Here is a 25,445-nt window from a genome sequence, read left to right as displayed (position 1 = left end):
TCGCCGAGGAGTCCTTCGATGCAACTGAGCCGGGAACTGCCTGATTACACCTACAGTTTGCGCGCAGCCGATGGCCGCCAGGCCAAGGTGAATGATCGCGTACTGACGCACAGCTTCATTCTTGCGCCGAACCAGCTGGTCGAAGACTGGCCGGTCAGATCGCTTGCGGAGTTGACCGCAGGTCACCTGAACGCGGCCCTGGAGCTGAACCCGGCCTTGGTCATTCTCGGCACAGGCGAACAGCAGATGTTCCCGCCGGCCGCGGTGCTGGCCGCCTGCTTGACGCGCGGCATCGGTATCGAGGTGATGAACAACGCCTCGGCCGCCCGCACCTTCAATGTTCTGGCCGCCGAGGACCGCAAGGTGGTTGCCGCCTTCATTCTCGAAAACGGCAGCTGATTACCTCGGGGACACAAAGTAAAAGGCCCGGCGCATCGCACCGGGCCTTTTTTGTGCCGCCAACCGCCACCTATTTTTTCGGCAGATACAGCAGCGGATCCACCGGCTTGCCGTTGTAACGGATCTCGAAGTGCAGCATGTCGCGCGAGGTGCCGGTACGGCCCATCTCGGCGATCTGATCGCCGGCCTTCACGCTCTGCCCTTCATTCACCAGTCGCTTGCGGTTGTGCCCATACGCCGAGAGCCACTGCTCGTTGTGCTTGATGATGATCAGCTCGCCGTAGCCCACCAGGCCGGCGCCGGAGTAGACGACCACCCCCGGACCTGCCGCACGCACCGCCTGCCCGCTGCTGCCGGCGATATCGATCCCCTGCTTGGTGGCCTCGCCGGCAACAAAACGGCCTACCAGCGCGCCATCTGCCGGCCATCGCCAGCCGATACCGCTATTGACCGGGGCCGCAACGGGCGTAGTCGGCGCCGGAGTGGGTCGCGTGGTGGTTGCGGTACCGCCCACCGGACGGCTGGCAGCAGCCCCACCCGGATACAGGCGCAACGACTGCCCCGGATAGATCGTGTACGGCTCCGACAAGCCGTTCCATGCCGCCAAGTCACGCGGCGTGATGTTATGGATGCGCGCCAATGCGAACAGGGTGTCGCCACGCCGGACAACCGCCGTCTGCCCCGGCTTGGGGACCGACTTCTGGGGTGTCGCATGGCCGGTGGAAGCACCGGCACCTGAAGGCCTGACCACCGTTGCCGTACCGCAGCCTGCCAATGCAACCACCAGCGCCAGCGCAGCGACGCGACCGAAACCCTTGCCCATCATTTTTGCACTCATGCGAATTTCGCTCTCCAGACCAGCCAGCCCACCAGGCCGGCAACCAGCACGGTTGCGATCCAGCCCAGCGGCTCAATCCAGCGCCGCAACGCCTGGGCCGCACGCGCCCCGCCAAAACGGATCACCGCAGCCAGAATATAAACGCGCTTGCCGCGACCGATCAGCATGCTCAATACATACTGCGGCAGCGGCACGCCGACGATACCCGAGGCCCATGTGAAAACTTTCATCGGGATCGGCATGAAGCCACCCAGCACGAGGAAAGTGAACACCGCCCATGGCGATTCGGCCATTTTTTCCTGGATGGTGGCGATGCCCGATTCAATCGACGGCAGCATGCCCATCATCTCGAACAGCGGCTTCATCAGCTCGAACGCGTAATGGCCGAGCGCATAACCGACCATCGCACCGGCCATCGAGCCGATCAGGCTCAGCGTGGCAAAACGCCAGCCTTTGCGCGGCTGCGCCACGCACATCGGCATCAACATCACTTCCGGCATCACCGGAAAAATGATGGCTTCTATGAAGCTCAGCACGGTCAGGTAGGTGGGAGCACGCTCGTGGCTGGCCCAGACCAGCGCCCGGTCGTAAAGAGGCCCGAAAATCTTCATGGTTCGCTTGATCCTTAGCTTCAGTCCAGCATGCCCGACAGCAGCGGCACGAAGCTGACCAGCGCCAGTTCCTCCTGCTGGATGCTGCCATCGGCCAATCGTGTCAATTGCAGAAGTGCCTGCCCGCCCGGTCCTCCGACCGGCGCCACCAGCCGGCCGCCGACGGCAAGCTGTTCGATCAGCGCGTCCACCAGAGCCGGAGCCGCCGCGGTCACCACGATGGCGTCATAGGGAGCATGCTCCGGCCAACCGATGCGGCCATCGTCGTGTTTGCTGCGCACATTCATGCCCAGCTGGCGGAAACGCTTGCGCGCCTGCCGCAGCAGATCGCCGATACGCTCCACCGTGTAGACCTCCAGCCCCAGCGCGGCGAGGATCGCGGCCTGGTAGCCGGAACCGGTACCCACTTCCAGCACGGTCTTCGGCTCGACCGCCAGCACCGCCTCGGTCATCCGCGCCACCACCCATGGCTGGGAAATGGTCTGCCCGTGTCCAATCGGCAAGGCCGTGTCTTCGTACGCCCGCGACGCCAGTGCCTCATCGATGAACAGATGGCGTGGCACCACCCGCACCGCATTGAGCGTTGGCTCGCTGGCAATCCCAGCCTCCCGCAGGCGATCCACCAGGCGGTCGCGCACGCGCTGCGAAGTCATGCCAATGCCCACCGCTTCTGGCTGCAACCGCAGGCGCGGCGTCATTCTTTCGACCCCAGTGTGGCCGACAGCCCACCGACCCAGCTTGCAACCTTCTCCAACGCGGAGTAGCGGGTCAGGTCTACCTGGATCGGGGTTATCGAGATATGCCCGGTGCGTACCGCGTGGAAATCCGTGCCGGGGCCGGCATCCTGCTCGCTGCCGGCCGGACCTATCCAATACACCGTATTGCCACGTGGATCGGTCGCCGGGACGCAGGGCTCCGCGCGGTGGCGGTTACCCAGACGGGTGACCTCGAAACCGCGGATATCCTCCCAGGCCAGATCCGGAACATTCACATTGAGGATGGTGTCCGCCGGCAACGGATCGGCAATCAGGCGCGCCACGATCTCCACCGCCGCGCGTGCCGCGGTACGGAAATTTTTTGCCTCGTGCTTGTGCGTTACCAGCGACACCGCCACCGAAGGCAGACCCAGACAACGTCCCTCCATCGCCGCCGAGACCGTGCCCGAATAGATCACGTCATCACCGAGGTTGGCTGCATTGTTGATGCCCGACACCACGATATCCGGCTCATACTCAAGCATTCCGGTCAGCGCCAGATGCACGCAGTCTGTGGGCGTGCCCGCCACCGCGCAGGTGTAGTGGTCGATCCGACGCAACCGTACCGGCTGATCCAACGTCAGCGAGTTGCTGGCGCCGGAGCGATCACGATCCGGCGCAACCACCGTCACCTCGTGGCCAGCGTTGCGCAGTTCCTCGGCAAGCATCTTGATGCCGGGGGCGTCCACACCATCGTCATTTGATACTAGTACGCGCATTAAAGACCTGAGTCACCGAATCAACTGCGGTGTCCACACTACCTCACCGCTCCGACTGCCGCGCCACTGCTGTGCATCCTCGGATGCGCAGCGGCCTGTTTTCCCAATGATACCGGAATGCACGCGCCAGCCTTCCCACCCGGACGCTTGCCTGCGACCCAGAGCACGTTACGCTGTGCAGATGTCGTACCCCGAAGATGAAGATGACAGCGCGCTGTTCCTCTCGGCCATAGGCGAGGTGAAACGGCTGCCACAGGTGGAGGCGCCGGCAACCGGCAAGCCACGCCCGAAGCCGCGCGCGCGCATGGCCGAACAGGATGAGGCGCTGGCTCTGGGCGAGTTCGCCAGACTGCTGCGATCAGCCGCGCCACTGGAAGCCGGCGACGTGGCCAGCTATCGCCGCGAGAATCTGCCGGCGCGGATGTTCCAGCGCCTCAAGCGCGGCCAGTATTCCGCGCAGGACGAACTGGACCTGCATGGTGCAACCACATCCCAGGCCGAGGTTCTGCTGCGGGAGTTCCTGCTGGAAGCGCACGCCCACGAGTTTGGCTGCGTACGCATCATCCATGGCAAGGGCCTGCAATCCGACGGCGGCGCGCCGGCACTGAAAAATCTGGTCGATCGCATGCTGCGGCTGCGCAACGACGTGCTGGCGTTTCACTCCGCGCCGGCCACCCAAGGCGGTACCGGCGCGGTACTGGTGCTGTTGGCCAACCGCTGAGCGCGCCAGACCTCAGCTGTCGCTGTAAGCCTGGCTGGCATCGTTGACGGCACCAAGCTCGTGCAGCACCGCCGTGGCATAGCAGCCCGGTGGCAGTGCAAATGACATCTCCAGCACACCGTCCTGCAGCCATTGATGCTGCAGCAAGGCCGGACGCAACCGCAGCGGTCGCCGCTCCTGCTTCAGCCCCGCCGCCTCCAGACCCGCCCGCAACGCCAGGGCCTGCTCATCGGCCAGGGCCGCGGACTCCAGCGCCAGCGCCTGGCCGGTGGAACGCAACTCGCCCAAGCCCCACAACGGGCCACTGGGATGGATATCGAAACGTGCCAGCCGCTCGGCCAGCACCTCGCTCATCGGCTCGGGGCCGAACACCGAGCGGCTGCCATCGAGCATCCACACCTCACCGTCCAGCGGCCGATCCCAGCTGTCGTGCTCCACACGCGCGGCCAGCACGCGATTGAACAGGGCCGAACGGGCCGCGGACAGCAGCATCGAGCGCTGGTCCTGACGCACCCGGCGTCCGCCAAACATCGCCAGCGCCGCCGGCACATTGCCGCCATCCCGGCCAAAACGCTGCTCCCCGAACCAGTTCGGCAGGCCGCGCTCGGCAATCATCTGCAACCGCGCATCGATCGCCGCCACATCACCGCGCACCTTGCGCAACACCAGCTTGAAGCGGTTGCCCGCCAACGCGCCGCGCTGCAGCTTGCGGTTGTGCCAGGTCGCGGAGAGCACATGGATCTCATCGGACTCCAGCATGGCGACATCCGGCGACACCCGCTTGGGCAGGTGCACGCTGAAACGCTGCGTGGTGACCGCATGACGATCTTTCTGCCCGGCGTAGCTGACGCCCATCTCCGGCACGCCCGCCCACTGCGCCAGGCGCTTGGCCACGGCCACGGTATTGGCACCGCGCTTGCGGATCTCCAGCAGCAGATGCTCCCCCTCGCCGGTTGGTTCGAATGCCGGCAATTCATCCACCTGGAAATCTTCCGGCACGGTGCGGATGTCCGCCGTCAGCAACGGCGCACCGAACGCCAGCGGCAGCGCGCTCACAGCGCCACCAGCAGCACGGCCGCTTGCGCGGCAATGCCTTCCCCACGGCCGGTGAATCCCAGCTTCTCGCTGGTGGTGGCCTTGATGCTGACCCGCTCCAACTCGATTCCCAGCAGCTGCGCAACCTTCTCGCGCATCGCCAGCGCATGCGGGCCGACCTTGGGCCGCTCACAGATCACGGTGATATCCGCATTCCCGACCTGCCAGCCGCGTTCACGCAGCAGCCCATTGCAATGGCTGACGAACCGGCTGCTGTCCGCCCCCTTCCAGCGGTCATCCGATGGCGGGAAATGCACACCGATATCGCCCAGCGCCACCGCACCGAGCATCGCATCACACAGCGCATGCAGGATCACATCGCCATCGCTGTGCGCCAGCACGCCACAGTGGTGCGGCACGCGCACCCCGCCGAGCATGATGTGGTCGCCCTCGCCGAAGGCATGGACGTCATAGCCCTGGCCGATGCGGATCGGCGGGAAAGAAACAGAACTGTTCATGGGGATTCGCTACTTCTATGCAGAGCCAGCGCTCGCAGCGCCAGCGGACAGTCAGCCATCGCGCCGCGACAGCTCGAATTCGAAACGGGCCAGATCCGCCGGCGTGGTGACCTTGAAATTGCTCTCGGCCCCTTCCACCAGCAACGGCCGGGCCCCCTGAAGCTCCATGGCCATGGCCTCGTCGGTCACCTCGACGCCGGCGGCAGTGGCATCCATCAGCGCACGGGTGAGCTGGTGACGACGGAACAGCTGCGGAGTCAGCGCGCGCCACAGACGCTCACGCGGCTCGGTACGATCAATGCCGCCATCATCGCCAGAACGCTTGAGCGTATCGCGCACCGGTGCCGCCAGAATCGCACCGACCGGATCGGCACGCCCTACCTCCAGCAGGCGCCCGAGATCGGCCGCCGCCAGATTCGGACGCGCCGCATCGTGGACCAGCACGAAATCGTCGGCACGGACACTGTCCGGCAGCGCCTGCAGCCCCGCCAGTACCGACAATGCGCGCGTTTCACCGCCGGTGCAGGTCAGCACCGCCTTGTCGGCAAATGAAGTCCATCCCGGCCAGTCCGCGTCGTTCTCGGCGATCGCCACCATGACCCCGGCAACACCGGAATGGGACAGCAGCGATTCCAGCGTGTGCGCCAGCAGGGGCTGACCGCCGGCCTGCAGATACTGCTTGGGAACGGGCCCACCAAATCGGGTACCGCGACCTGCAGCCGGCACCACCGCCCATACCTGGGTGACACTCATGGCAGATCCTCCGCTGGCTGCGCCGGATTGCCCTGTCCACCGCCCACCGCCGCGCGCGCGATGACCGGAGCGTTCTCCACCACGCGATAGAACTTCTCACCCGGCTTGATCATGCCCAGCTCGCTGCGCGCGCGCTCCTCGATGGCAGCCTCGCCTTCCTTCAGATCCTTGACCTCGGCCGCCAACGCATCATTGCGCTGCTGCAGACCTTCGTTGTCACGCTTCTGGTTGGCGACCTGGGCTTCGAGCATCAGCACTTCACCCGAATTGCCCGGGCCGAACCAGAAACGGTACTGCAGCAATGCCAGCAGTACCGCGAGCACCAGCAGCAGCCAGCGCCAGTTGCGCATGGCTTAGCGCTTGAGCGAGACGAACGCGTTACGACCGGCGTAACGCGCGTTGCTGCCGAGGGCTTCCTCGATACGCAGCAACTGGTTGTACTTGGCAACGCGGTCGCTGCGGCACAGCGAGCCGGTCTTGATCTGGGTGGCAGTGGTGGCCACGGCGATATCGGCGATGGTGGTGTCTTCGGTTTCGCCCGAGCGATGCGAGACGATCGCCGCGTAGCCGGCCTTGTCGGCCATGGCGATGGCTTCCAGGGTTTCGCTCAGCGTGCCGATCTGGTTGACCTTGATCAGGATCGCATTGGCGGTGCCCGAGTCGATACCTTCCTGGAAGATCTTCGGATTGGTCACGAACAGGTCGTCACCGACCAGCTGCACCTTCTTGCCGATGCGCTCGGTCAGCAGTTTCCAGCCGGCCCAGTCGTTCTCGGCCAGGCCGTCTTCGATGGTGATGATCGGGTACTGCGCGGCCCAGTCGGCCAGGAAGTCGACAAACTGCTCGGAGGTCAGACGCTTGTTCTCGCCGACCAGGTTGTACTTGCCGTTCTCGAAGAATTCGCTGGATGCCACGTCCAGACCCAGCAGCACATCCTCACCGGCCGTGTAGCCGGCCTTGCCGATGGCTTCGAGGATGGTGTCCAGCGCTTCGACATTGCTGCGGAAATCCGGGGCGAAACCACCCTCGTCGCCGACCGCGGTGCTCAGGCCGTGGCTCTTGAGCACCGACTTGAGCGAATGGAAGATCTCGGTGCCGGCACGCAGCGATTCGGCGAACGAATCAAAGCCGACCGGCAGCACCATGAACTCCTGGAAGTCGACGTTGTTGTCGGCGTGGGCACCGCCGTTGATGATGTTCATCATCGGCACCGGCAGCGACGGGGTCGCACCCGTCTTGCCCGCCAGGTACTGCCACAGTGCCTGCTTCTTCGACGCGGCAGCCGCGTGCGCGGCGGCCATCGAAACTCCGAGCAGGGCGTTGGCGCCCAGGCGGCCCTTGTTCTCGGTGCCGTCCAGATCGATCAGGCGACGGTCCAGGCCTTCCTGGTCGGCCGCATCGAAATCCTTCAGCGCCGTGGCGATGGCGCCGTTGACGTTGGCCACCGCATCGCGCACGCCCTTGCCCAGGTAACGGGTCTTGTCACCATCGCGCAGCTCCACCGCCTCCTTGGTGCCAGTGGAGGCGCCCGACGGCACCATGGCACGGCCAAACGAACCGTCCTGCAGGGTGACTTCGGCTTCCAGCGTGGGGTTGCCACGGCTGTCGAGGATTTCACGGGCGTGGATCTTGGCGATATTGGTCATGATCGGGGGCGGGAGCTCGTCTGAAATGGATCGGGTATCGGAAGAAGAAACGCAAAAGCGACGGCAAGTTTAAACGAAGCAGACACCGGCGCGGGGCGTTGCTTTCATTGAAAGCGGCGCCCCTAACAGACTGAATGGGAACCCGGCTGCCGGTGCTGTTCTGACAGCGCCGCCGGACCGATCCCGCCACAATGCAGAAGGGCCGCGAAATCGCGGCCCATCCCAAGGTGCGGCAACCGAAACGTGCGGTCGCGAAGGTGACCACACCCCACCCCGTTGCCAGAGCGGATCAACCCGGCCCGCAAATACTTATGCCCGCGCCTCTTTGAGCAGCTTGCCGCCCGCCTTCTTCTCACGCGCTGCACGGATAAAGCCCACAAACAGCGGGTGACCGTCACGCGGAGTGGACAGGAATTCCGGATGCGCCTGACAGGCAAGGAACCACGGGTGCTTGTCGCGCGGCAGTTCCACCACTTCCACCAGCGTGTCATCCATCGACTTGCCCGAGATCACCAGCCCGGCATCTTCCAGCTGGGTGCGATAGCGGTTGTTGAACTCGTAGCGATGGCGATGGCGCTCGGCCACCACGTCCTTGCCATACAGCTCGTGTGCCAGCGTGCCCGGCTTCAACCGCTGCTCCTGCAGGCCCAGACGCATGGTGCCGCCCAGATCGGATTTCTCGTCACGCTTTTCAACCTCACCACTGGCCGTACGCCACTCGGTGATGAGACCGATCACCGGATTCGGCGACTGGCGGTCGTTTTCGGTGCTGTTGGCACCTTCCAACCCGGCCACATGCCGCGCGAAATCGACTACCGCCGCCTGCATGCCATAGCAGATACCGAAGTACGGCACCTGGTGCTCGCGGGCGTACTGGGAGGTGAGCACCTTGCCCTCGAATCCGCGATCACCAAAGCCGCCCGGCACCAGGATGCCGTCGACATTGTCCAGCGCGGACAGACCGGCGCTTTCCAGCTCCTGCGCCTCCAGCCACTTGAGGTTGACCCGGGTGCGCTGGCGCAGACCACCATGCTTGAGCGCCTCGGCCACCGACTTGTAGGCGTCCTGGTGGTCGATGTACTTGCCGACCACCGCGATGGTCACCTCGTCCAACGGGTGCAGCGCCGCATCCAGCACCGCCTCCCACTCGGCCATATCCACCGGACCGGCCTTGTCACCCAGCTTGAGCTGATTGACGACGATTTCGTCCAGGCCCTGCGCGTGCAGCCCCATCGGTACGCGGTACAGCACCTCCACGTCCGGCACGCTGATCACCGCGCGCTCGGACACGTTGGTGAACAGCGAAATCTTGCGGCGCTCGGAATCGGGAATCACCTGCTCGGAGCGGCACAGCAGCACATCCGGCTGGATACCGATCGAACGCAGTTCCTTGACCGAGTGCTGGGTCGGCTTGGTCTTCAACTCGCCGGCCGCGGCGATGAACGGCACCAGGGTCAGGTGCATGAACAGCGCCTTCTCCGGCCCACGCTCGGTCCGCACCTGGCGGATCGCCTCCAGGAATGGCAGCGATTCGATATCACCCACGGTACCGCCGATCTCCACCAGCGCCACGTCGAAACCCGCGGTGGCCTCGTCGATGCAACGGCGGATCTCGTCGGTGATGTGCGGGATCACCTGCACGGTGGCGCCGAGGTAATCCCCGCGACGCTCCTTGCGGATCACGTTCTCGTAGATGCGACCGGTGGTCACCGAGTTCTTGCGGCTCAGCCGGGTGCGCAGAAAACGCTCGTAATGCCCCAGATCCAGATCGGTCTCGGCACCGTCGTCGGTGACATAGACCTCACCATGCTGGAAGGGACTCATCGTGCCTGGATCGACGTTGATGTACGGATCCAGCTTCATCATCGTGACCTTCAGGCCACGCGCCTCGAGAATGGAGGCCAGCGACGCGGCCGCAATGCCCTTGCCAAGCGAGGACACTACACCGCCAGTAACAAAAATAAGGGGGGTCATGGCTCAAGCGCCTCCCGGAAAGCCCTAGTTTAAAGGTTGTCGCCTCAACACCCAAGCACGGGATGTGGCGAGATCAAAAAAAAGACGCCCCAACCTGCGCCGGGGCGTCCACGAATCGTTGAAAGCAGGCGTCAGCGACGGCGACGGCCTTCCTCTTCTTCCTCTTCCTCACGCGGTGCCGGCTGACTGGCCTGCGTTTTTTCCTGCGCGGCAGCTGCCGCACGGCGCTTGGCTTTCTGCTCGGCCTCGGTCTGCGCCTTGTCCGCCGATGCATTCTGGGCGGCTTCAGCCGTCTTGCCCTTGTCGGCGCTCTGCGCCATCACCAGGGGGGCAGCGACCACAGCCGCGGCAACTGCGGCCAGCACCAGCAATTTCGATGTTTTCATCCCGTTCCTCCTCAATTCGCGCGCCAGACAGGACAGCGCCTGGATTGGACCGTGCACAGGATACCCGGCCCCGCCTCGCCGCGCCCTGAATGCCCCGCGTGCAAAAATCGCCGCCAGACCGCACACTCCAGCGTCGTTTTGCGCCCTACCGAGATACATGAACGCCCGTTACAACGCCGCCGACATCGAAGTCCTTTCCGGCCTGGACCCGGTCAAACGCCGCCCCGGCATGTACACCGACACCGCGCGCCCGAACCATCTGGCGCAGGAAGTCATCGACAACTCGGTCGACGAGGCGCTGGCCGGCCACGCCAAGACGGTGGAAGTCATCCTGTTCAAGGACGGCAGCTGCGAGGTCAGCGATGACGGCCGCGGCATGCCGGTGGACATCCATCCGGAAGAGAAGATCCCCGGCGTCGAGCTGATCCTGACCCGGCTGCATGCCGGCGGCAAATTCAGCAACCGCAACTACACCTTCTCCGGCGGCCTGCACGGCGTCGGCGTGTCGGTGGTGAACGCGCTCTCCACCCTGGTGGAGATCCATATCCGCCGCGAAGGCAGCGAACACCGCATCACCTTCCGCGATGGTGACCGCGCCAGCCCGCTGGAAGTGGTCGGCAGCGTTGGCAAGAAGAACACCGGCACCCGTCTGCGCTTCTGGCCGGACCCGAAGTATTTCGACACCCCCAAATTCAACCTGCGCGCGCTGCGCCACCTGCTGCGCGCCAAGGCCGTCCTGTGCCCGGGGCTGACCGTCAAGCTGACCGACGAAGCCACCGGTGAAGTCGACACCTGGTACTACGAGGACGGCCTGCGTGACTACCTGAAAGCCGAACTGGGCGAGCGCGAGATGCTGCCGGCCGAACTGTTCACCGGCAACCTGAAGAAGGAAACCGAGGTGGTGGACTGGGCCGTGGCCTGGCTGCCGGAGGGCGAGCTGGTCCAGGAAAGCTACGTCAACCTGATTCCCACCGCCCAGCACGGCACCCACGCCAACGGCCTGCGCACCGGCCTGACCGAGGCGCTGCGCGAGTTCTGCGACTTCCGCAATCTGCTGCCGCGCGGCGTCAAGCTGGCGCCGGAAGACGTGTGGGACCGGGTGTCGTTCGTGCTGTCGCTGAAGATGACCGATCCGCAGTTTTCCGGCCAGACCAAGGAACGCCTGTCCTCGCGCCAGGCCGCCGGTTTCGTCGAGGGTGCGGTGCATGACGCCTTCAGCCTGCTGCTGAACCAGAATGTGGAGCTGGGCGAGAAGATCGCGCAGATCGCCATCGAACGCGCCAGCGCGCGGCTGAAGACCGAAAAACTGGTCACCCGCAAGAAGGTCACCCAGGGCCCGGCCCTGCCCGGCAAGCTGGCCGACTGCATCAGCCAGGACCTGTCGCGCACCGAGCTGTTCCTGGTGGAAGGCGACTCGGCCGGCGGCAGCGCCAAGCAGGCCCGCGACAAGGATTTCCAGGCCATCCTGCCATTGCGCGGCAAGATCCTGAACACCTGGGAAGTGGCCTCGGGCAGCGTGCTGGCCTCCGAGGAAGTGCACAACCTGGCCGTAGCCATCGGCTGCGACCCGGGCAAGGAGGACCTGTCGGGCCTGCGCTACGGCAAGGTGGTGATCCTGGCCGACGCCGACTCCGACGGCCTGCACATTGCCACGCTGCTGACCGCCCTGTTCCTGAAACACTTCCCGGCTCTGGTCGATGCCGGCCACGTGTTCGTGGCAATGCCACCGCTGTTCCGCGTGGACGTGGGCAAGCAGGTGTTCTATGCACTGGACGAGGAAGAAAAGCGCTCGCTGCTGGACAAGATCCAGCGCGAGAAGCTCAAGGGCCAGGTCAACGTCACCCGCTTCAAGGGCCTGGGTGAGATGAACCCGCAGCAGTTGCGCGAGTCGACCATCTACCCCGATACCCGCCGCCTGGTGCAGCTGACGGTGGACGACAGTGAGCAGACCAGCTCTTTGATGGACATGCTGCTGGCCAAAAAGCGCGCCTCGGACCGGAAGCAATGGCTGGAGAACAAGGGTGATCTGGCTTCACTGGAAGCCTGATTCCCGCAGCCTGACCCGTACCACCCGAAGCCCGCCCTCACCGGCGGGCTTTCTGCTTCCCGCCACATCCGATCCTCCAGCCATGCAAACAACCCGGAGCCGTCTCCGGCACATAACACCCACACCCCTGCCTCGCCGATCTGCGGCCCAACAAAAAAGCCCGCCATCACTGGCGGGCTTTTTTGTTTGCTTTTTGCCACCTGACAACCGGCTGCCGTCAGTTCCAGCCCACCAGCTCGAACAGTTTCAGGATCAGGTAGGCGCAGCCACCGGCTGCCGGGATGGTCAGGATCCAGGCCCACAGGATGCGCTCGATCACGCCCAGGCGCAGCGACTTGGGGTTCTTGGCAAATCCGACGCCCATGATCGCGGTGGAGATGCTGTGGGTCGTCGAGACCGGCATGCCGAAATGCGCCGCCAGGGTCAGGACCGTGGCCGAACTGGTCTCCGCGGCAAAGCCGTGGATCGGGTGCAGCTTGACCATCTTGTGACCCAGGGTCTTGATGATCTTCCAGCCACCCGAGGCGGTACCGGCTGCCATCACAACCGCACAGGTCAGCACGATCCACATCGCGATGCCGTCCCCAGCCTGCGCATTGGGATGCATGAAGGCCAGCCAGGAAGGCAGGTCATCCAGCGCACCGGTCGCCTCGGCGCCGATCAGGGTCATGGCGATGATACCCATGGTCTTCTGCGCGTCATTGTGGCCGTGGGCAAAGCCCATGTAGGCCGCCGACACGATCTGCGCCTTGCCGAAGAACGCATTGACCCAGCGCGGACGCGCCAGCCGGCGCAACAGGCCACCCGCGCGCGCCATGGCGGCGATGATCGCCCACAGCAGGCACATCACCACAATACCCAGCAGGAAGCCGGCGATCGGCGAGGTGATCATCGGCACGAACACCTTCCACAACAGGCCCTTGTTCTGCGCCCAGTTGCCGACATTCTGCGACCAGATCAGCGCGTCCCAGTTGTTGTGGGCCGCCGCCAGACCGGCGCCGCACAGGCCACCGATCAACGCATGCGAGGAGGAGGACGGCAGGCCCTTCCACCAGGTGATCAGATTCCAGACGATGCCGCCCAGCAGCGCGCACAGGATCACCTGTGGCGTCACCGCGACCACGTCGGTATTGAGCAGGCCGTTGGCGATGGTCAGCGCCACCGCGGTGCCGGTCAGCGCGCCGATCAGGTTCATGAAGGCCGCCAGCATCACCGCCCAGCCGGGCGAGAGCACCTTGGTCGCCACCACGGTGGCAATGGAGTTGGCGGTGTCGTGGAAGCCGTTGATGAACTCGAAGACGAGCGCAGCCAGGATCACCACCAGTACTAGGGTGAGCATCGAGCGGCCCCGTCAGCTGTTCTTGAGCACGATCTGGTACGCCACCACACCGGCCTCGCGGCAACGGTCGATGGCTTTTTCCAGAATCTCGAAGAATTCCTTGAGCAGGAACATCTGCAGGTTGTCCAGACGTCCGGAGTAGATGTCGCGGTACAGCTCCAGCATCAGCCGGTCGGCCTCGTTCTCCAGCGCGCGCAGCTTTTCGTTCAACGCGGTCATCCGGTCCAGGTTCATGTGGCGCAGGTCGTTGACCATTTCCACCACCACGCCGGCGGCCTGCTCCAGCATCGCCGCGCGCGGCGCGAAGTCGATGTGCTCCAGATGCGCCACGGCCAGCGAATAGCGATCGGCGAACTTCTCGATCTGCTTGGGAATCTTGTACAGCGCCGAACCCAGTGCTTCGATGTCCTCGCGCTCGATCGGCGTCATGAAGCTGTCCACCAGCGCCTGGCTGATCTTGTCCGAGGCGGCCCGTTCGCGCAGACGTGCAAGCTTGAAAGCGTCCAGAGCAGGCTCGCGATCCGCTTCGCGCATCATTGAATGCAGCGCCTTCGCGCTGTCGGAAGCGGCCTGTGCGGCCTCGTCAAGATAGGTATAGAACTGCTTGCCGGAACCGAAAATGGTCTGCAACGAAAACATGGGGAGCCTATTCGCCGTCGCGGGAGGGACGGCACCAGCGCGAATTATGACTGCTAGAAGTCATCTCGGGTATTCCTTGCGGTTGTCCGCAGCGCCCGCGAGGCCGCGGTTAGCGCCCGCCAGCCGCGTTTTGCTAAGATGCGCGGGCGCCTTCAGGGCGCACCTTATGGACGACGACCCTCATCCCCCGCCGCGAATCCCGGTACACCACACCTGTGGTGACTTGGACGCCGCCTGCCTGACACACCCTCCCCTGCAACCAACCCGGGGAGATTCCCGTGCTTGAGTTTTTCATCGTAATCGCCCTGATCCTGCTGAACGGCTTTTTTGCCATGTCCGAAATGTCGGTCATGACCTCGCGCAAAAGCCGCCTCAAGCAGATGGCCGGCTCCAGCAAACGCGCCGCACGTGCACTGGAACTGTCTGAAAAACCTGAAAATTTCCTGTCGACCGTACAGATCGGGATCACCCTGATCGGCATCCTGACCGGTGTCTATGGCGGCGACGCCATCGGCGGCGCCATCGCCGCGCAGCTGCAATCGCTGTTCCCGGCACTGTCGGCCAACTTCGCCCTGTTCGGCTCGACCCAGCCCTATGCCGACTTCCTCGGCAAGACCCTGGCGGTGGCCCTGATCACCTATCTGACGCTGATTTTCGGCGAACTGGTCCCCAAGCGCGTCGCCCTGACCCGCTCGGAGGACATTGCCGGGGTCGTGGCGGTGCCGATGAGCTGGCTGGCACGCATCGCCGCGCCGGGCGTATGGCTGCTCTCGCGCTCCACCCATCTGGTGCTGCGCCTGCTGGGCCTGGGCCAGACCGAATCGGCCTCGGTGACGGAAGAGGAGATCCGCATGCTGGTGGCCGAAAGCCACGAGCAGGGCGTGATCGACGCCGACGAGCGCAACATGATGAACCGGGTGATGCGCCTGGGCGACCGCACCGCCGACAGCCTGATGACCCCCCGCAACCGCATCGCCTGGCTGGACACCACCGCGCCGGCCGAAAAGAACCTGCACACCATGCGTGAGCACGCGTTCTCGCGCTACCCGGTGTACCGCGACAACGACCAGGACATCGTCGGCATTCTGGAGGTGAAGACCCTGGTCACCCGGCTGGAGGGCTCCGAGCACTCGCTGTTCCAGAATCTGCGCGAGACCTTGTATGTGTCCGAGTCCACCCATGCGATGAAACTGCTGGAAATCTTCCGCGAGGAGCAGCAGTCGATGGCCCTGGTGGTGGATGAATACGGTGAGATCCAAGGGCTGGTGACCATCAGCGACCTGATGGGCGCCGTGGTCGGCCGCCTGCAGGCGCCGGAAAACACCGATGAGGACGCCCTGGTGGTCACCCGTGAAGACGGCTCGCAGCTGGTGGACGGCTCGCTGCCGATCGATGACCTGCGCGAACTGATGGAGGGCGCCGCGCTGCCTGACGCGGAGGAAGGCGACTACTACACGCTGGCCGGCATGTGCATGCACTATTTCGGCCGCATCCCCCACGCCGGCGAGTACTTCGACTGGGCGGGCTGGCGCATCGAAATCGTCGACCTGGACGGCGCGCGCATCGACAAGCTGCTGCTGCGCAAGCTGGCCGAGGAAGATGCCGATGAACTCACCGGCTGACCCCGCCGCGGACGGCACCGGCAGCGACGGCTACCGCAACGAGGGTATCCGCACCCTGCTGGCCCTGTTCGAGCATGGCGATCCGGCCGAACATCTGCCGCTGCGGCATATCCTGCAGAACCTGCAGCAAAGCGCCTTCGGCGTTTTCCTGTTCATCGCGATCCTGCCGTCGTTCATTCCGATCCCGGGCGTCGGTGGTGCGGTCAGCGGCCCGCTGGTGGTGCTGATCGGCGTGCAACTGCTGGGCGGACTGTCGCGACCCTGGGTGCCCGGCTTCATTGCCCGCCGAGGCCCCAAGCGCGCGACCATGCACAGGTTCCTGGGCAAGATCGGCCGCCCGTTGCGGCGGCTGGACCGGATGCTCAGACCGCGTATGGCGCCATTGCTCCGGCCATTGCCGGCACGGATGTTCACTGGCCTGCTGCTGATCCTGGTCGGCCTGCTGCTGTCGCTGCCGATTCCGTTCACCAACTACCTGTTCGGCTTCCAGCTGCTGCTGTTTGCACTGGCCCTGATCGAGCGCGATGGCGCGCTGATGCTGTTCAACTGGGTGGCAGCCGTTGCCGCCGGCATGTTTTTCGGACTCGGCTCCGGGCAACTGGTCAGCCATACCGGCCAGCTGCTGCAGCGCTGGACCGGCGGCTGACGGAAATTGCACAGCGCGGAGGGGCGGCAACGAGGCCGCCCCGGTCAACGCGCTTGTTGCGCCTGCCAGGCCTGCATGGCCAGCTCGAAGGAGCGCAAGCGGGCCTGATGGTCAAAGATGTTGGCGGTGATCAGCAGCTCGTCCGGGCGATGCCGCCCGGCAAAGTCCGCCAGGCCTTCGGCAACCTGCGCAGGATCGCCCAGCACCGTGCAAGCCAGAGCGCGCTCGACGCCGGCCTTCTCCTGCGGCGCCCAGAAGGATTCGATATCGGCCACCGGCGGCGGGATCTGTCCGGGCTGGCCGCGACGCAGATTCACGAAGCTCTGCTGCTGGGTGGTGAACAGGCGCCGCGACTCGGCCTCGGAGTCACTGGCCACCACGTTCAGCGCCAGGATGGCGTAGGGAGCAGCCAGCCGCGCGGAAGCCCGGAAATCGCGCCGGTACAGCGCCAGCGCCTCATCCATCGCATCGGGCGCGAAGTGCGAGGCGAACGCGAACGGCAACCCCATCGCCGCCGCCAGGCGTGCACTGAACAGGCTGGATCCCAGCAACCAAACCGGCACTTCGACCCCCGCTCCCGGCACCGCCTGCACGGACTGGCCGCGCTGCGCCGGCTCGAAATAATGGAGCAGCTCGGCAACATCCTGCGGAAACTGGTCGGCACTGTCGAAATAGCGGCGCAGCGCGCGCGCCGTGGCGTGATCGGTGCCGGGCGCACGCCCCAGCCCCAGATCGATGCGCCCCGGGTACAGCGAGGCCAGCGTGCCGAACTGCTCGGCCACCTGCAGCGGCGAGTGGTTGGGCAGCATGATCCCGCCGGCGCCCACACGGATGGTGGAGGTCCCGCCGGCCACATGCCCGATCAACACCGAAGTCGCCGCGCTGGCGATACCCGGCATGTTGTGGTGCTCGGCCAGCCAGTAGCGCCGGTAACCCCAACGCTCGGCGTGCTGGGCCAGATCCAGCATGTTGCCGAAGGCCTGCTGCGGCGTGGCGCCTTCACATACCGGTGCCAGATCGAGAATCGACAGAGGAATCATCGGGAGTTTCCATTGGGGACCACCTCCAGTTGGGGCCGATGACACTGCATTGCCAGCTGCCCCGACACCTCACCGCCACAACACTGCTTTCCGGGCACGACATCCGGACACCCTCATCAGGCGGCCTGTTCAGCCTCGCGGTCGACCAGCGGCTGCAACTGCGGATCCAGTGCCACGCGCTCGTCGAATACGAAGCAGCGGCCGTCGTAGCCCTCCCCGCCCACTTCCTCGAAATAGCCCAGAATGCCGCCTTCCAGCTGCAGCACATTGTCCATGCCGTCGTTGCGCATCCACAGCGCGGCCTTCTCGCAGCGGATACCGCCGGTGCAGAAACTGACCACGGTGGCATCGGCCAGGCCCTCGCGGTGCGGCTCGAGTGCGGCCGGCAGATCGGTGAACTTGTCGATCGGCAGGGTCAGGGCACCGGCAAAGGTGCCGTGCGCGAACTCCTGGACATTGCGGGTATCGAGCATCACCACGCGCTTGCCGGCATCGTCATGGCCCTGCCGCAACCAGCGCTGCACCGTGGCCGGGGCCACGCTGGGCGCACGCGGATAGTCCAGCGGCTGGCCGTCGTCGCGGCGGAAGCTGATGATTTCGGATTTGACCTTGGCCTTGAGCCGGGCGAACGGCTGCATCTGGCTGTAGCTGTACTTGACACGCATAGCGGCAAAGCGCGCATCGGTTTTCAGCTGCGCGTAGAACGCATCGATACCGTCACGGCTGCCGGCCAGGAACAGGTTGATGCCCTCCTCGGCAACCAGGATGGTGCCGCGCAGCTCCTGGGTCTGGGCGCACTCGAGCAGCGTTGCCGCCAGCGTGTCGGCATCGGGAAGCGGGACGAAATGGTAGGCGGCGGTATTGACGATCATGGACATATTCTAGAACGGTCGGTTGCCAGAGCCCGGGAAAAGGCCCATCGGCGGAACAGTGGGAAAAATGGAGACGGTGGAAAGCCGGCTCAGCCGCGCAACAGCATGAAGGGCAGCAGCACCAGCGCCGCAGCCGCGACCATGCCCAGCAACACCACCACCACATACAGCGGGCGCTGCCGCAACAGCGAGCCGAAGGTCTCGGCACTGCCATCACGCAAAGCCGCCTCGCGTTCGGCACGGACACGCTGGCCGCGCTCGGCCTGATAGATCGCCATCAACGCCTTGGCGCGCGGATGGTCGTCGTTGTCACGCAACCAGATCCCGCCGTGCGAGATGCCCCAGGGACTGGGTTCGGTGCGATACCAGGCGATCGCGTTGCGGTCGAGCAGCTCGCCGACCTCGCGACTTTCGTCTTCACCGACATTGCGTAGATTGAGCAGCAGTTTAGCCATGGCACCATGATACCCGGCGACGATGCGCTACCCTTGCACGCCCTGTCTGCCGGAGGTCGCCGTGCGCCGTCTATTCATCCCGACTCTGCTGTCCCTGCTCGCGGCCGGGTGCACCCCGCCGGGACCTCCGCCCGGAGGCACCATCGCCACTTTCGAGCGCATCGACACCCAGCCGGGCACCGGCGCTGAAGCCGTTCCCGGCACCAAAGTCACCGTGCACTACACCGGCTGGCTGTATGACGGGCGCGCCGCTGACAAGCACGGTGAAAAATTCGACAGCTCGCTCGACCGTGGCGAGCCCTTCACCTTCAACCTCGGTGAAAAGCAGGTCATCCGTGGCTGGGATGAAGGCTTTGCCGGCATGAAGGTCGGCGGCAAGCGCACCTTGATGATTCCGGCCGAATACGGCTACGGCAATCGCCGCACCGGACCGATCCCGGCCGGCTCCTCCCTGGTTTTCGATGTTGAATTGCTTGATGTCCAGCCCCGCTAAACACACCGTCGCCGTCATCGGCGGCGGCCCTGCCGGCCTGTTCGCCGCCGAACGCTTGTGCGCGGCCGGGCTGGAGGTGCACCTGTACGAGGCCAAAGGTTCGCCGGGACGCAAATTCCTGATCGCCGGCAAAGGCGGGCTCAACCTGACCCATTCCGAACCGCGGCCACAGTTCGACAACCGCTATCGCGAACGCCAGGATGTCGTCGCCCGCTGGCTCGACGGTTTTGATGCAGAAGCGCTGCGCCACTGGGCGCAAGGCCTGGGCGTGGACACCTATGTCGGCAGTTCCGGACGCGTGTTCCCGGTTGACCGCAAAGCCGCGCCCCTGCTGCGCGGCTGGGTACGCCGTCTGAAAGAGCAAGGCGTGCGCTTCCACGTGCAGCACCGCTGGTCCGGCTGGAATGAGGACGGGACGCTGCGCTTCGAGACCGGCAATGGCACGGTCGATATGCACAGCGATGCCACCGTGCTCGCCCTCGGCGGTGGCAGCTGGCCGCAGCTCGGCTCCGATGGTCGCTGGACGGAAATTCTGTCGGGTCGTGGCGTGGATATCACACCGCTGCAGCCGGCCAACTGTGGCTTCGACGTGGCCTGGTCCGAACATTTCCGGCAGCGCCACGCCGGCAGCCCGCTCAAACCGGTGATCGCACACTGGATCGATCTGCAAGGCCATGCGCAGCACCTGCAGGGCGAATGCGTCGCCAGCGAATACGGCCTTGAGGGCAGCCTGATCTATGCACTGGCGGCGGACCTGCGCGAAACCCTCCATCGCAACGGCAGCGCACAGCTGCAGCTGGATCTGGTACCAGGCCGCGAGCTGGACCGCCTGCGCGCCGACCTGGGACGGCCGCGCAAGGGCCGCAGCTTCGGCGAACACCTGCGCCGCGCCGCCGGTCTGGACGCGCCCAAAGCCGCGCTGCTGTTCGAGGTACTGGGCAAAGACGCCGGCAGTGATCTGGATGCCGTTGCGCACACCCTCAAACGGTTGCCACTGACGCTGCAACGGCCGCGCCCGATGGCCGAAGCCATCAGTACCGCCGGCGGTGTGCGCATCGAGGCGATGAACGAAGGCCTGATGCTGGATGCCGTGCCAGGTGTGTTCTGCGCCGGCGAAATGCTGGACTGGGAAGCGCCAACCGGCGGCTACCTGCTTACCGCCTGCTACGCCAGCGCCCAGCGCGCCGCCGAAGGGGTGATCCAGTGGCTGGCGCGCTGATTACACCGCGGCGCGACAACCGCGACCTGTAAAAAAACACCGCCCCTGTCGAGCAAGGGCGGTGTTTTCATTTGCGATGCCGGTGCGACCGTCTCCGCACCGGCGCAGATCACTGCAGCTTGCTGCCGCGCAGCCCCGAAATGCGTGCCGGCGGTGCGAACGAATCGCTGCGCGCATCCGCCCAGTACTCGCGGAACACGACGTGCTCGGGCACCCGGTCAAGCAGCTCGCCCGGTCCCAGATAACGATACAGCGAAGCCAGCGAACGGATCTCCACCGGCGAAACACGCCGCAGGATATGTTCCGGTCCCAGTTCGGAAGGATCGTTCAGGCCGGCAGCGCCCAACAGGTCACGCAACGCGCGCATCGTATTGGCGTGGTAGTTGCGCACACGCTGGCCCTTGTCTTCCGGCTCCAGGTGACGCCAGCGACTCGGGTCCTGGGTAGCGATCCCGGTCGGGCACTTGTCGTTGTGGCAGCTCAGCGCCTGGATGCAGCCCAACGCAAACATGAAGCCACGGCCGGCATTGCACCAGTCCGCGCCCAGCGCGATGGTGCGTGCGATATCAAATGCACTGGTCACCTTGCCCGCCGCACCCAGGCGGATGCGCTCGCGCAGATTCAGACCGATCAGCGTGTTGTGTACCAGGATCAGCGCTTCATTCATCGGCACGCCAACGTGATCGATGAATTCCGCAGGCGAGGCGCCTGTCCCGCCTTCAGCACCATCAACGACGATGTAATCGGGCAGCAAACCGGTTTCGTGCATGGCCTTGGCGATACCGAACCATTCCCAGGGATGGCCGATCGCCAGCTTGAAGCCGACCGGTTTGCCACCGGACAACTCACGCAGACGCGCAACGAACTGCAGCAGCTCCACCGGCGTGGAGAACGCCGAGTGCTTGGACGGCGAGACGCAATCCACGCCCATCGGCACGCCGCGGGTGAGGGAAATCTCCGCACTGACCTTGGCCGCTGGCAGCACGCCACCGTGGCCTGGCTTGGCGCCCTGCGAGAGCTTGATTTCGATCATCTTGACCTGATCGTCGCGCGCGTTCTCGACAAAGCGCTCTTCGCTGAAGCGCCCGTTCTCGTCGCGGCAGCCGAAGTAGCCCGAACCGATTTCCCAGACCAGGTCACCGCCATTCTCACGGTGATAGGGCGAAATGGAGCCTTCACCGGTGTCATGGCAGAAGCCGCCCAGCTTGGCGCCCTTGTTCAACGCGCGGATGGCATTGGCCGAGAGCGAGCCAAAGCTCATGGCCGAGATGTTGAACACGCTGGCCGAATAGGGCTTTGCGCACTCGGCACCGATGGTCACGCGGAAATCGTGATGCGGGATGGTGGTCGGCGCCATGGAATGGTTGATCCATTCGTAGTCCACCGCATAGGCGCTGCGCAGGGTACCAAATGGCACCACGTCCATTTCGTTGCGCGAACGCGCATAGATCAACTGGCGCTGCTGCCGCGAGAACGGAACATCATCAAGATCGCTCTGCACGAAGTACTGGCGGATTTCCGGGCCGATGGACTCGAAGCCATAACGGAAATGCGCCAGCACCGGATAGTTGCGTCGCAACACGCTTCGACGTTGCAACACGTCCCAGGTACCCAGCAGCGCGGCCACACCGAACAGGCCCACGCCCCAGTACCACGCTGGCCAATGCGAAGCCAATGCCAAAGAAACTGGCAGCAGAATCAATGCCAGCACATAGACAAGATAACGATGCATTACCGTCCTCGGATCAGAGATGGCGCGGATTCTACAGCCGGTCGTCGACAACGTCCCGCGGCCAGGCGGATTTGATGTCGTAGACGATCATGTCCTGTACACCCAGCGCACGGATTTTTTCCGCGCTGTACTCACGAAACTGACGGTGCGCCACCGCCAGCACGATTGCATCGTATTTTCCCGGCTGCGGGGATTCGATCAGCACCACCTCTGCAGCACGTTGTGCGCTGGTCGCATCGGCCCATGGATCGTGCGCATGCACCAGTGCGCCCGCGGCAGACAGCATCTGCACCAGGTCCAGCGCACGGCTGTTGCGCAGATCCGGGCAGTCCTCCTTGAAGGTGACACCGAGCACCAGCACCCTGGCGCCCTGCAGTGATTTTTCTTTCTGCTCCAGCAACGTGCGCACCCGTGTGACCACATGCGCGACGACGCGATTGTTCACCTGTCGCGCGGTATGGATCAGATCCGGGTGGTAACCCACGCTCTCGGACTTGTGCAGCAGGTAGTACGGATCCACGCCGATGCAGTGCCCTCCGACCATCCCCGGTCGGAACGGCAGGAAGTTCCACTTGGTTCCCGCCGCCTCGAGCACATCAAGCGTATCGATGCCCAACCGGTCAAAGATCAGGGCCAGCTCGTTGACCAGGGCGATGTTCACATCGCGCTGGATGTTCTCGATCACCTTGGCCGCTTCTGCGACCTTCATCGAAGGTGCCGGCCAGGTCCCCGCACGGATGATGCGGCGGTACAGCGCATCGACCACCTGCGCCGCGTGCGGCGTGGAGCCTGACGTGATCTTCCGGATATCCGGCAAACGCCGTTGCCGGTCGCCCGGATTGATCCGCTCGGGGCTGTAGCCGCAAAAAAAATCCACGTTGAAGCGCAGTCCCGAGCCCTGCTCAAGCAACGGCACGCACACCTCTTCGGTGGTACCGGGATAGACCGTGGATTCGTAGATCACCAGATCGCCCGGCTTCAGATGAGCGGCGATGAGCTCGCTGGCCGAGCGCAACGGCGCCAGATCCGGCTGTTCAAAGGCGTCGATAGGCGTGGGCACCGTGACGATGAAGACGTTGCGGTCGCGCAGCCCTGCGGTATCGCCGGTAAAGCGCACATGCAGCGCCGCTGCCAGTTCCGCATCGTCGGTCTCAAGCGTGTGGTCGTGCCCGGCCTGAAGCTCCTGGACGCGCTGCGGGTCGATGTCGTAGCCCAGCGTGTCGAGCGTCTTCCCGAACTCAACGGCCAGAGGAAGACCCACATAACCCAGCCCGATGATGGCGACCCGGGGGGCCGCCGCTGCGGCTATACCGTCGCTCATGCCATTCTCGATTGTCAGGTGGTGGTGCCCGGAGCCGGAATCGAACCGGCATGGCCTCGCGGCCGGCGGATTTTAAGTCCGATGCGTCTACCAATTTCGCCATCCGGGCATCGCGATAGCGTGCCTGATCACGCGGCAATTGTGAATTGCATGGCGTGCCGGCCTGCCCGTTTCCGGACCACAGAGCGCACACCGGCTGTGGTCAGATCGCTCTGGAGTACCGGGCCGGCTGCTGCGGAGCTTTCAAATAGCGGTCAAAGCACATGGCGATCAGCCGCAGCAACGGCCTTCCCGGCCGGGTCGCCGAAACCACGCCGTCCTCGATATGGGCCAATCCGTCATCGACCAGCTGCCGCAGTGATTCGATTTCCGCGGCAAATTCGCGGTCGAAATCGACGCCGTGGGATGCGGCGACGCCGCGCCCGTCCACCCGGCCATGACACATCAGCTGCTGGATCAGCTCCGCCCGCAGCAGATCGTCCTGATCGAGCTCCAGGCCACGCCATACAGGCAGCGCCCCGGCATCGATACGCGCCTCCCAGTCTTTCAATTCCCGGGGATTCTGGCTGTAGCCGGTATCGATGCGACTGATCGCGCTGACGCCCAATCCGATCAGATCGGTGTCGGCATGGGTGGTATAACCCATGAAGTTGCGATGCAGCGAACCTTCGCGCTGCGCCCGTGAAAGATCTTCTTCGGGCAATGCGAAGTGATCCATGCCGATGTACTGGTAGCCCGCCGCCGACAGCCGCTCCACTGCAAGTCCCAGCAAGGCCAGCTTCTGCTCGGGCCCCGGCAGGTCGCCATCGGCGATCTGCCGTTGAGCCTTGAACATGTGCGGCAGATGCGCGTAGCCATAGATCGCCAGCCGGTCCGGCCTTGCCTGCAGCACGGTGTCCAGCGTGCGGCCGAAGCCCTCCAGGGTCTGTCGCGGCAAGCCGTAGATCAGATCCACATTCACCGAGCGCATGCCCGATGCGCGACAGGCATCGATGATCGCCAATGTCTCGGCCACACCCTGTTCGCGATTGATCGCCTGCTGCACCGCCGGATCGAAGTCCTGCACGCCAAGACTGGCGCGGTTGAAACCCAACCGGACCAGGCGCCCGATGTCGTCGACACTGACCGAGCGCGGGTCCAGCTCGATGGAGAAATCCCGCGCGGCGCGGGTACTGAAGTCAAAGCGCTGTCCCAATCCGTCGATCAGCCGCTCCAGCTGCGCAGGCTCCAGGAAATTGGGCGTGCCGCCGCCCAGGTGCAGCTGGATGACATCGCGCCCAGGCGCGAACAATGGCGCGACGCGATCGGCTTCCAGCAGCACCCGCTCGACATACGCCTCCCCCTTGCTCCGGTCACGGCTGATGACCCGGTTGCAGCCGCAGTAGAAGCAGGGGCTGGTGCAGTAAGGAACATGCACATACAGCGACAACTGCCGCCCGGACGCATTGCTACGCGCAATCGCCGCGCGGAACTGCGCCTCGCCGTAACCGTCATGGAAATGTGGCGCGGTGGGATACGAGGTATAGCGCGGCCCCGGGCGGTCATGGCGGCGCAGCAGCTCCGGATCAAACGTCCAGCCCAGCGGGTTCAGCGGTACAGGTTGCATGTCCATGGAGCCAGCGTGCCCCAGTCCCGCCATCGCTGCCTTGAGCTGGATCAATCGTG

Annotated in this window: 26 protein-coding genes and 1 tRNA gene; 7 read left to right on the top strand and 20 right to left on the bottom strand. The window is 64.7% G+C overall.

Features of this window, described 5'->3' with window-relative positions:
• The first annotated feature begins 18 nt into the window (after window positions 1–18).
• Entirely contained in the window at window positions 19–399 is a 381-nt protein-coding gene (locus ACVOMC_RS07610) for an Mth938-like domain-containing protein (protein ID WP_481523468.1), read from the top strand.
• Between the two features lie 70 nt (window positions 400–469).
• On the opposite strand, the gene ACVOMC_RS07605 is transcribed toward ACVOMC_RS07610, so the two are convergent.
• Genes ACVOMC_RS07605 through surE form a run of 4 tightly spaced genes read right to left on the bottom strand, consistent with a single transcriptional unit; the run spans window position 470 to window position 3,322 of the window.
• Window positions 470–1,237 (bottom strand): peptidoglycan DD-metalloendopeptidase family protein, encoded by a 768-nt coding sequence (locus ACVOMC_RS07605; protein WP_481523467.1) that lies wholly within the window; start codon window positions 1,235–1,237, stop codon window positions 470–472.
• Window positions 1,234–1,848 (bottom strand): YqaA family protein, encoded by a 615-nt coding sequence (locus ACVOMC_RS07600; protein WP_054656806.1) that lies wholly within the window; start codon window positions 1,846–1,848, stop codon window positions 1,234–1,236. Before ACVOMC_RS07600 ends, ACVOMC_RS07605 begins: the two co-directional genes overlap by 4 nt.
• A gap of 20 nt (window positions 1,849–1,868) precedes the next feature.
• Window positions 1,869–2,546, bottom strand: coding sequence for a protein-L-isoaspartate(D-aspartate) O-methyltransferase (locus tag ACVOMC_RS07595; protein WP_481523466.1), 678 nt, complete (start codon window positions 2,544–2,546; stop codon window positions 1,869–1,871).
• Window positions 2,543–3,322: a 5'/3'-nucleotidase SurE gene (gene surE, locus ACVOMC_RS07590; protein WP_054656804.1), complete on the bottom strand. Its 780-nt coding sequence runs from the start codon at window positions 3,320–3,322 to the stop codon at window positions 2,543–2,545. The genes ACVOMC_RS07595 and surE overlap by 4 nt, the downstream gene beginning before the upstream one ends.
• Window positions 3,323–3,503: 181 nt before the next feature.
• On the opposite strand from surE, the gene ACVOMC_RS07585 reads away from it, so the two are divergent.
• Window positions 3,504–4,043, top strand: coding sequence for a Smr/MutS family protein (locus tag ACVOMC_RS07585; protein WP_481523465.1), 540 nt, complete (start codon window positions 3,504–3,506; stop codon window positions 4,041–4,043).
• A gap of 12 nt (window positions 4,044–4,055) precedes the next feature.
• Here ACVOMC_RS07585 and truD read toward each other — a convergent pair whose 3' ends face one another.
• The 7 genes from truD to ACVOMC_RS07550 all read right to left on the bottom strand — a co-directional run bounded on the left by truD (window position 4,056) and on the right by ACVOMC_RS07550 (window position 10,355).
• Window positions 4,056–5,099: a tRNA pseudouridine(13) synthase TruD gene (gene truD, locus ACVOMC_RS07580; RefSeq protein ID WP_481523464.1), complete on the bottom strand. Its 1,044-nt coding sequence runs from the start codon at window positions 5,097–5,099 to the stop codon at window positions 4,056–4,058.
• Window positions 5,096–5,596 carry a 2-C-methyl-D-erythritol 2,4-cyclodiphosphate synthase gene (ispF, locus tag ACVOMC_RS07575; RefSeq protein ID WP_481523463.1) on the bottom strand — a complete coding sequence of 167 codons (501 nt, stop codon included), beginning with the start codon at window positions 5,594–5,596 and terminating at the stop codon, window positions 5,096–5,098. The genes truD and ispF overlap by 4 nt, the downstream gene beginning before the upstream one ends.
• Window positions 5,597–5,647: 51 nt before the next feature.
• On the bottom strand, window positions 5,648–6,349 hold the full coding sequence (gene ispD, locus ACVOMC_RS07570) for a 2-C-methyl-D-erythritol 4-phosphate cytidylyltransferase (protein ID WP_481523462.1): 702 nt from the start codon (window positions 6,347–6,349) through the stop codon (window positions 5,648–5,650).
• Window positions 6,346–6,699 (bottom strand): cell division protein FtsB, encoded by a 354-nt coding sequence (ftsB, locus tag ACVOMC_RS07565; RefSeq protein WP_057506555.1) that lies wholly within the window; start codon window positions 6,697–6,699, stop codon window positions 6,346–6,348. The genes ispD and ftsB overlap by 4 nt, the downstream gene beginning before the upstream one ends.
• Window positions 6,700–6,702: 3 nt before the next feature.
• Window positions 6,703–7,995 (bottom strand): phosphopyruvate hydratase, encoded by a 1,293-nt coding sequence (gene eno, locus ACVOMC_RS07560; RefSeq protein WP_054656800.1) that lies wholly within the window; start codon window positions 7,993–7,995, stop codon window positions 6,703–6,705.
• Window positions 7,996–8,304: 309 nt separating this feature from the next.
• On the bottom strand, window positions 8,305–9,969 hold the full coding sequence (locus ACVOMC_RS07555) for a CTP synthase (RefSeq protein ID WP_481523461.1): 1,665 nt from the start codon (window positions 9,967–9,969) through the stop codon (window positions 8,305–8,307).
• 131 nt (window positions 9,970–10,100) lie between these two features.
• Complete coding sequence (locus ACVOMC_RS07550; RefSeq protein WP_481523460.1) at window positions 10,101–10,355, bottom strand: hypothetical protein; 255 nt, start codon at window positions 10,353–10,355, stop codon at window positions 10,101–10,103.
• 157 nt (window positions 10,356–10,512) lie between these two features.
• Here ACVOMC_RS07550 and parE point away from each other — a divergent pair, with 157 nt between their 5' ends.
• Entirely contained in the window at window positions 10,513–12,402 is a 1,890-nt protein-coding gene (gene parE / locus ACVOMC_RS07545; protein ID WP_054656797.1) for a DNA topoisomerase IV subunit B, read from the top strand.
• Window positions 12,403–12,619: 217 nt separating this feature from the next.
• On the opposite strand, the gene ACVOMC_RS07540 is transcribed toward parE, so the two are convergent.
• Together ACVOMC_RS07540 and ACVOMC_RS07535 are read right to left on the bottom strand one after the other, a co-directional pair.
• The gene (locus ACVOMC_RS07540) at window positions 12,620–13,741 is read right to left on the bottom strand and encodes an inorganic phosphate transporter (protein ID WP_054656796.1); all 1,122 of its coding nucleotides are present in this window, start codon (window positions 13,739–13,741) and stop codon (window positions 12,620–12,622) included.
• A gap of 12 nt (window positions 13,742–13,753) precedes the next feature.
• Window positions 13,754–14,380 (bottom strand): DUF47 domain-containing protein, encoded by a 627-nt coding sequence (locus tag ACVOMC_RS07535; protein WP_481523459.1) that lies wholly within the window; start codon window positions 14,378–14,380, stop codon window positions 13,754–13,756.
• Between the two features lie 278 nt (window positions 14,381–14,658).
• On the opposite strand from ACVOMC_RS07535, the gene ACVOMC_RS07530 reads away from it, so the two are divergent.
• Together ACVOMC_RS07530 and ACVOMC_RS07525 are read left to right on the top strand one after the other, a co-directional pair.
• Window positions 14,659–16,002: a hemolysin family protein gene (locus ACVOMC_RS07530; RefSeq protein WP_057506540.1), complete on the top strand. Its 1,344-nt coding sequence runs from the start codon at window positions 14,659–14,661 to the stop codon at window positions 16,000–16,002.
• Entirely contained in the window at window positions 15,986–16,648 is a 663-nt protein-coding gene (locus ACVOMC_RS07525; RefSeq protein ID WP_054656795.1) for an exopolysaccharide biosynthesis protein, read from the top strand. The genes ACVOMC_RS07530 and ACVOMC_RS07525 overlap by 17 nt, the downstream gene beginning before the upstream one ends.
• Before the next feature lie 44 nt (window positions 16,649–16,692).
• Here the strand turns inward: ACVOMC_RS07525 and ACVOMC_RS07520 are convergent, their stop codons facing one another.
• The 3 genes from ACVOMC_RS07520 to ACVOMC_RS07510 all read right to left on the bottom strand — a co-directional run bounded on the left by ACVOMC_RS07520 (window position 16,693) and on the right by ACVOMC_RS07510 (window position 19,015).
• Window positions 16,693–17,688 (bottom strand): LLM class flavin-dependent oxidoreductase, encoded by a 996-nt coding sequence (locus tag ACVOMC_RS07520; RefSeq protein WP_481523458.1) that lies wholly within the window; start codon window positions 17,686–17,688, stop codon window positions 16,693–16,695.
• A gap of 116 nt (window positions 17,689–17,804) precedes the next feature.
• Window positions 17,805–18,560 carry a sulfurtransferase gene (locus ACVOMC_RS07515; RefSeq protein WP_054656830.1) on the bottom strand — a complete coding sequence of 252 codons (756 nt, stop codon included), beginning with the start codon at window positions 18,558–18,560 and terminating at the stop codon, window positions 17,805–17,807.
• Between the two features lie 89 nt (window positions 18,561–18,649).
• Window positions 18,650–19,015, bottom strand: a complete 366-nt coding sequence (locus ACVOMC_RS07510) for a DUF6164 family protein (protein ID WP_481523457.1) — start codon at window positions 19,013–19,015, stop codon at window positions 18,650–18,652.
• A 61-nt stretch (window positions 19,016–19,076) separates the two neighbouring features.
• Here ACVOMC_RS07510 and ACVOMC_RS07505 point away from each other — a divergent pair, with 61 nt between their 5' ends.
• Both ACVOMC_RS07505 and ACVOMC_RS07500 read left to right on the top strand, forming a co-directional pair.
• Entirely contained in the window at window positions 19,077–19,508 is a 432-nt protein-coding gene (locus tag ACVOMC_RS07505; protein WP_481523456.1) for an FKBP-type peptidyl-prolyl cis-trans isomerase, read from the top strand.
• Window positions 19,492–20,727, top strand: coding sequence for a TIGR03862 family flavoprotein (locus ACVOMC_RS07500; protein WP_481523455.1), 1,236 nt, complete (start codon window positions 19,492–19,494; stop codon window positions 20,725–20,727). The genes ACVOMC_RS07505 and ACVOMC_RS07500 overlap by 17 nt, the downstream gene beginning before the upstream one ends.
• Before the next feature lie 109 nt (window positions 20,728–20,836).
• Here the strand turns inward: ACVOMC_RS07500 and ACVOMC_RS07495 are convergent, their stop codons facing one another.
• The 4 genes from ACVOMC_RS07495 to hemN all read right to left on the bottom strand — a co-directional run bounded on the left by ACVOMC_RS07495 (window position 20,837) and on the right by hemN (window position 25,392).
• Window positions 20,837–22,459: an FMN-binding glutamate synthase family protein gene (locus tag ACVOMC_RS07495; RefSeq protein WP_054658929.1), complete on the bottom strand. Its 1,623-nt coding sequence runs from the start codon at window positions 22,457–22,459 to the stop codon at window positions 20,837–20,839.
• 31 nt (window positions 22,460–22,490) lie between these two features.
• Window positions 22,491–23,780, bottom strand: a complete 1,290-nt coding sequence (locus ACVOMC_RS07490) for a nucleotide sugar dehydrogenase (RefSeq protein WP_481523454.1) — start codon at window positions 23,778–23,780, stop codon at window positions 22,491–22,493.
• A 22-nt stretch (window positions 23,781–23,802) separates the two neighbouring features.
• A tRNA-Leu gene (locus tag ACVOMC_RS07485) sits at window positions 23,803–23,889 on the bottom strand.
• Window positions 23,890–23,982: 93 nt separating this feature from the next.
• Window positions 23,983–25,392 carry an oxygen-independent coproporphyrinogen III oxidase gene (gene hemN, locus ACVOMC_RS07480; RefSeq protein ID WP_481523453.1) on the bottom strand — a complete coding sequence of 470 codons (1,410 nt, stop codon included), beginning with the start codon at window positions 25,390–25,392 and terminating at the stop codon, window positions 23,983–23,985.
• Window positions 25,393–25,445: the final 53 nt, after the last annotated feature.

It is taken from the genome of Stenotrophomonas sp. STEN014 (assembly GCF_056760315.1).
The sequence above is the reverse complement of the archived record's forward strand: the minus strand, read 5'-3'. Positions and strand labels throughout refer to the sequence as shown.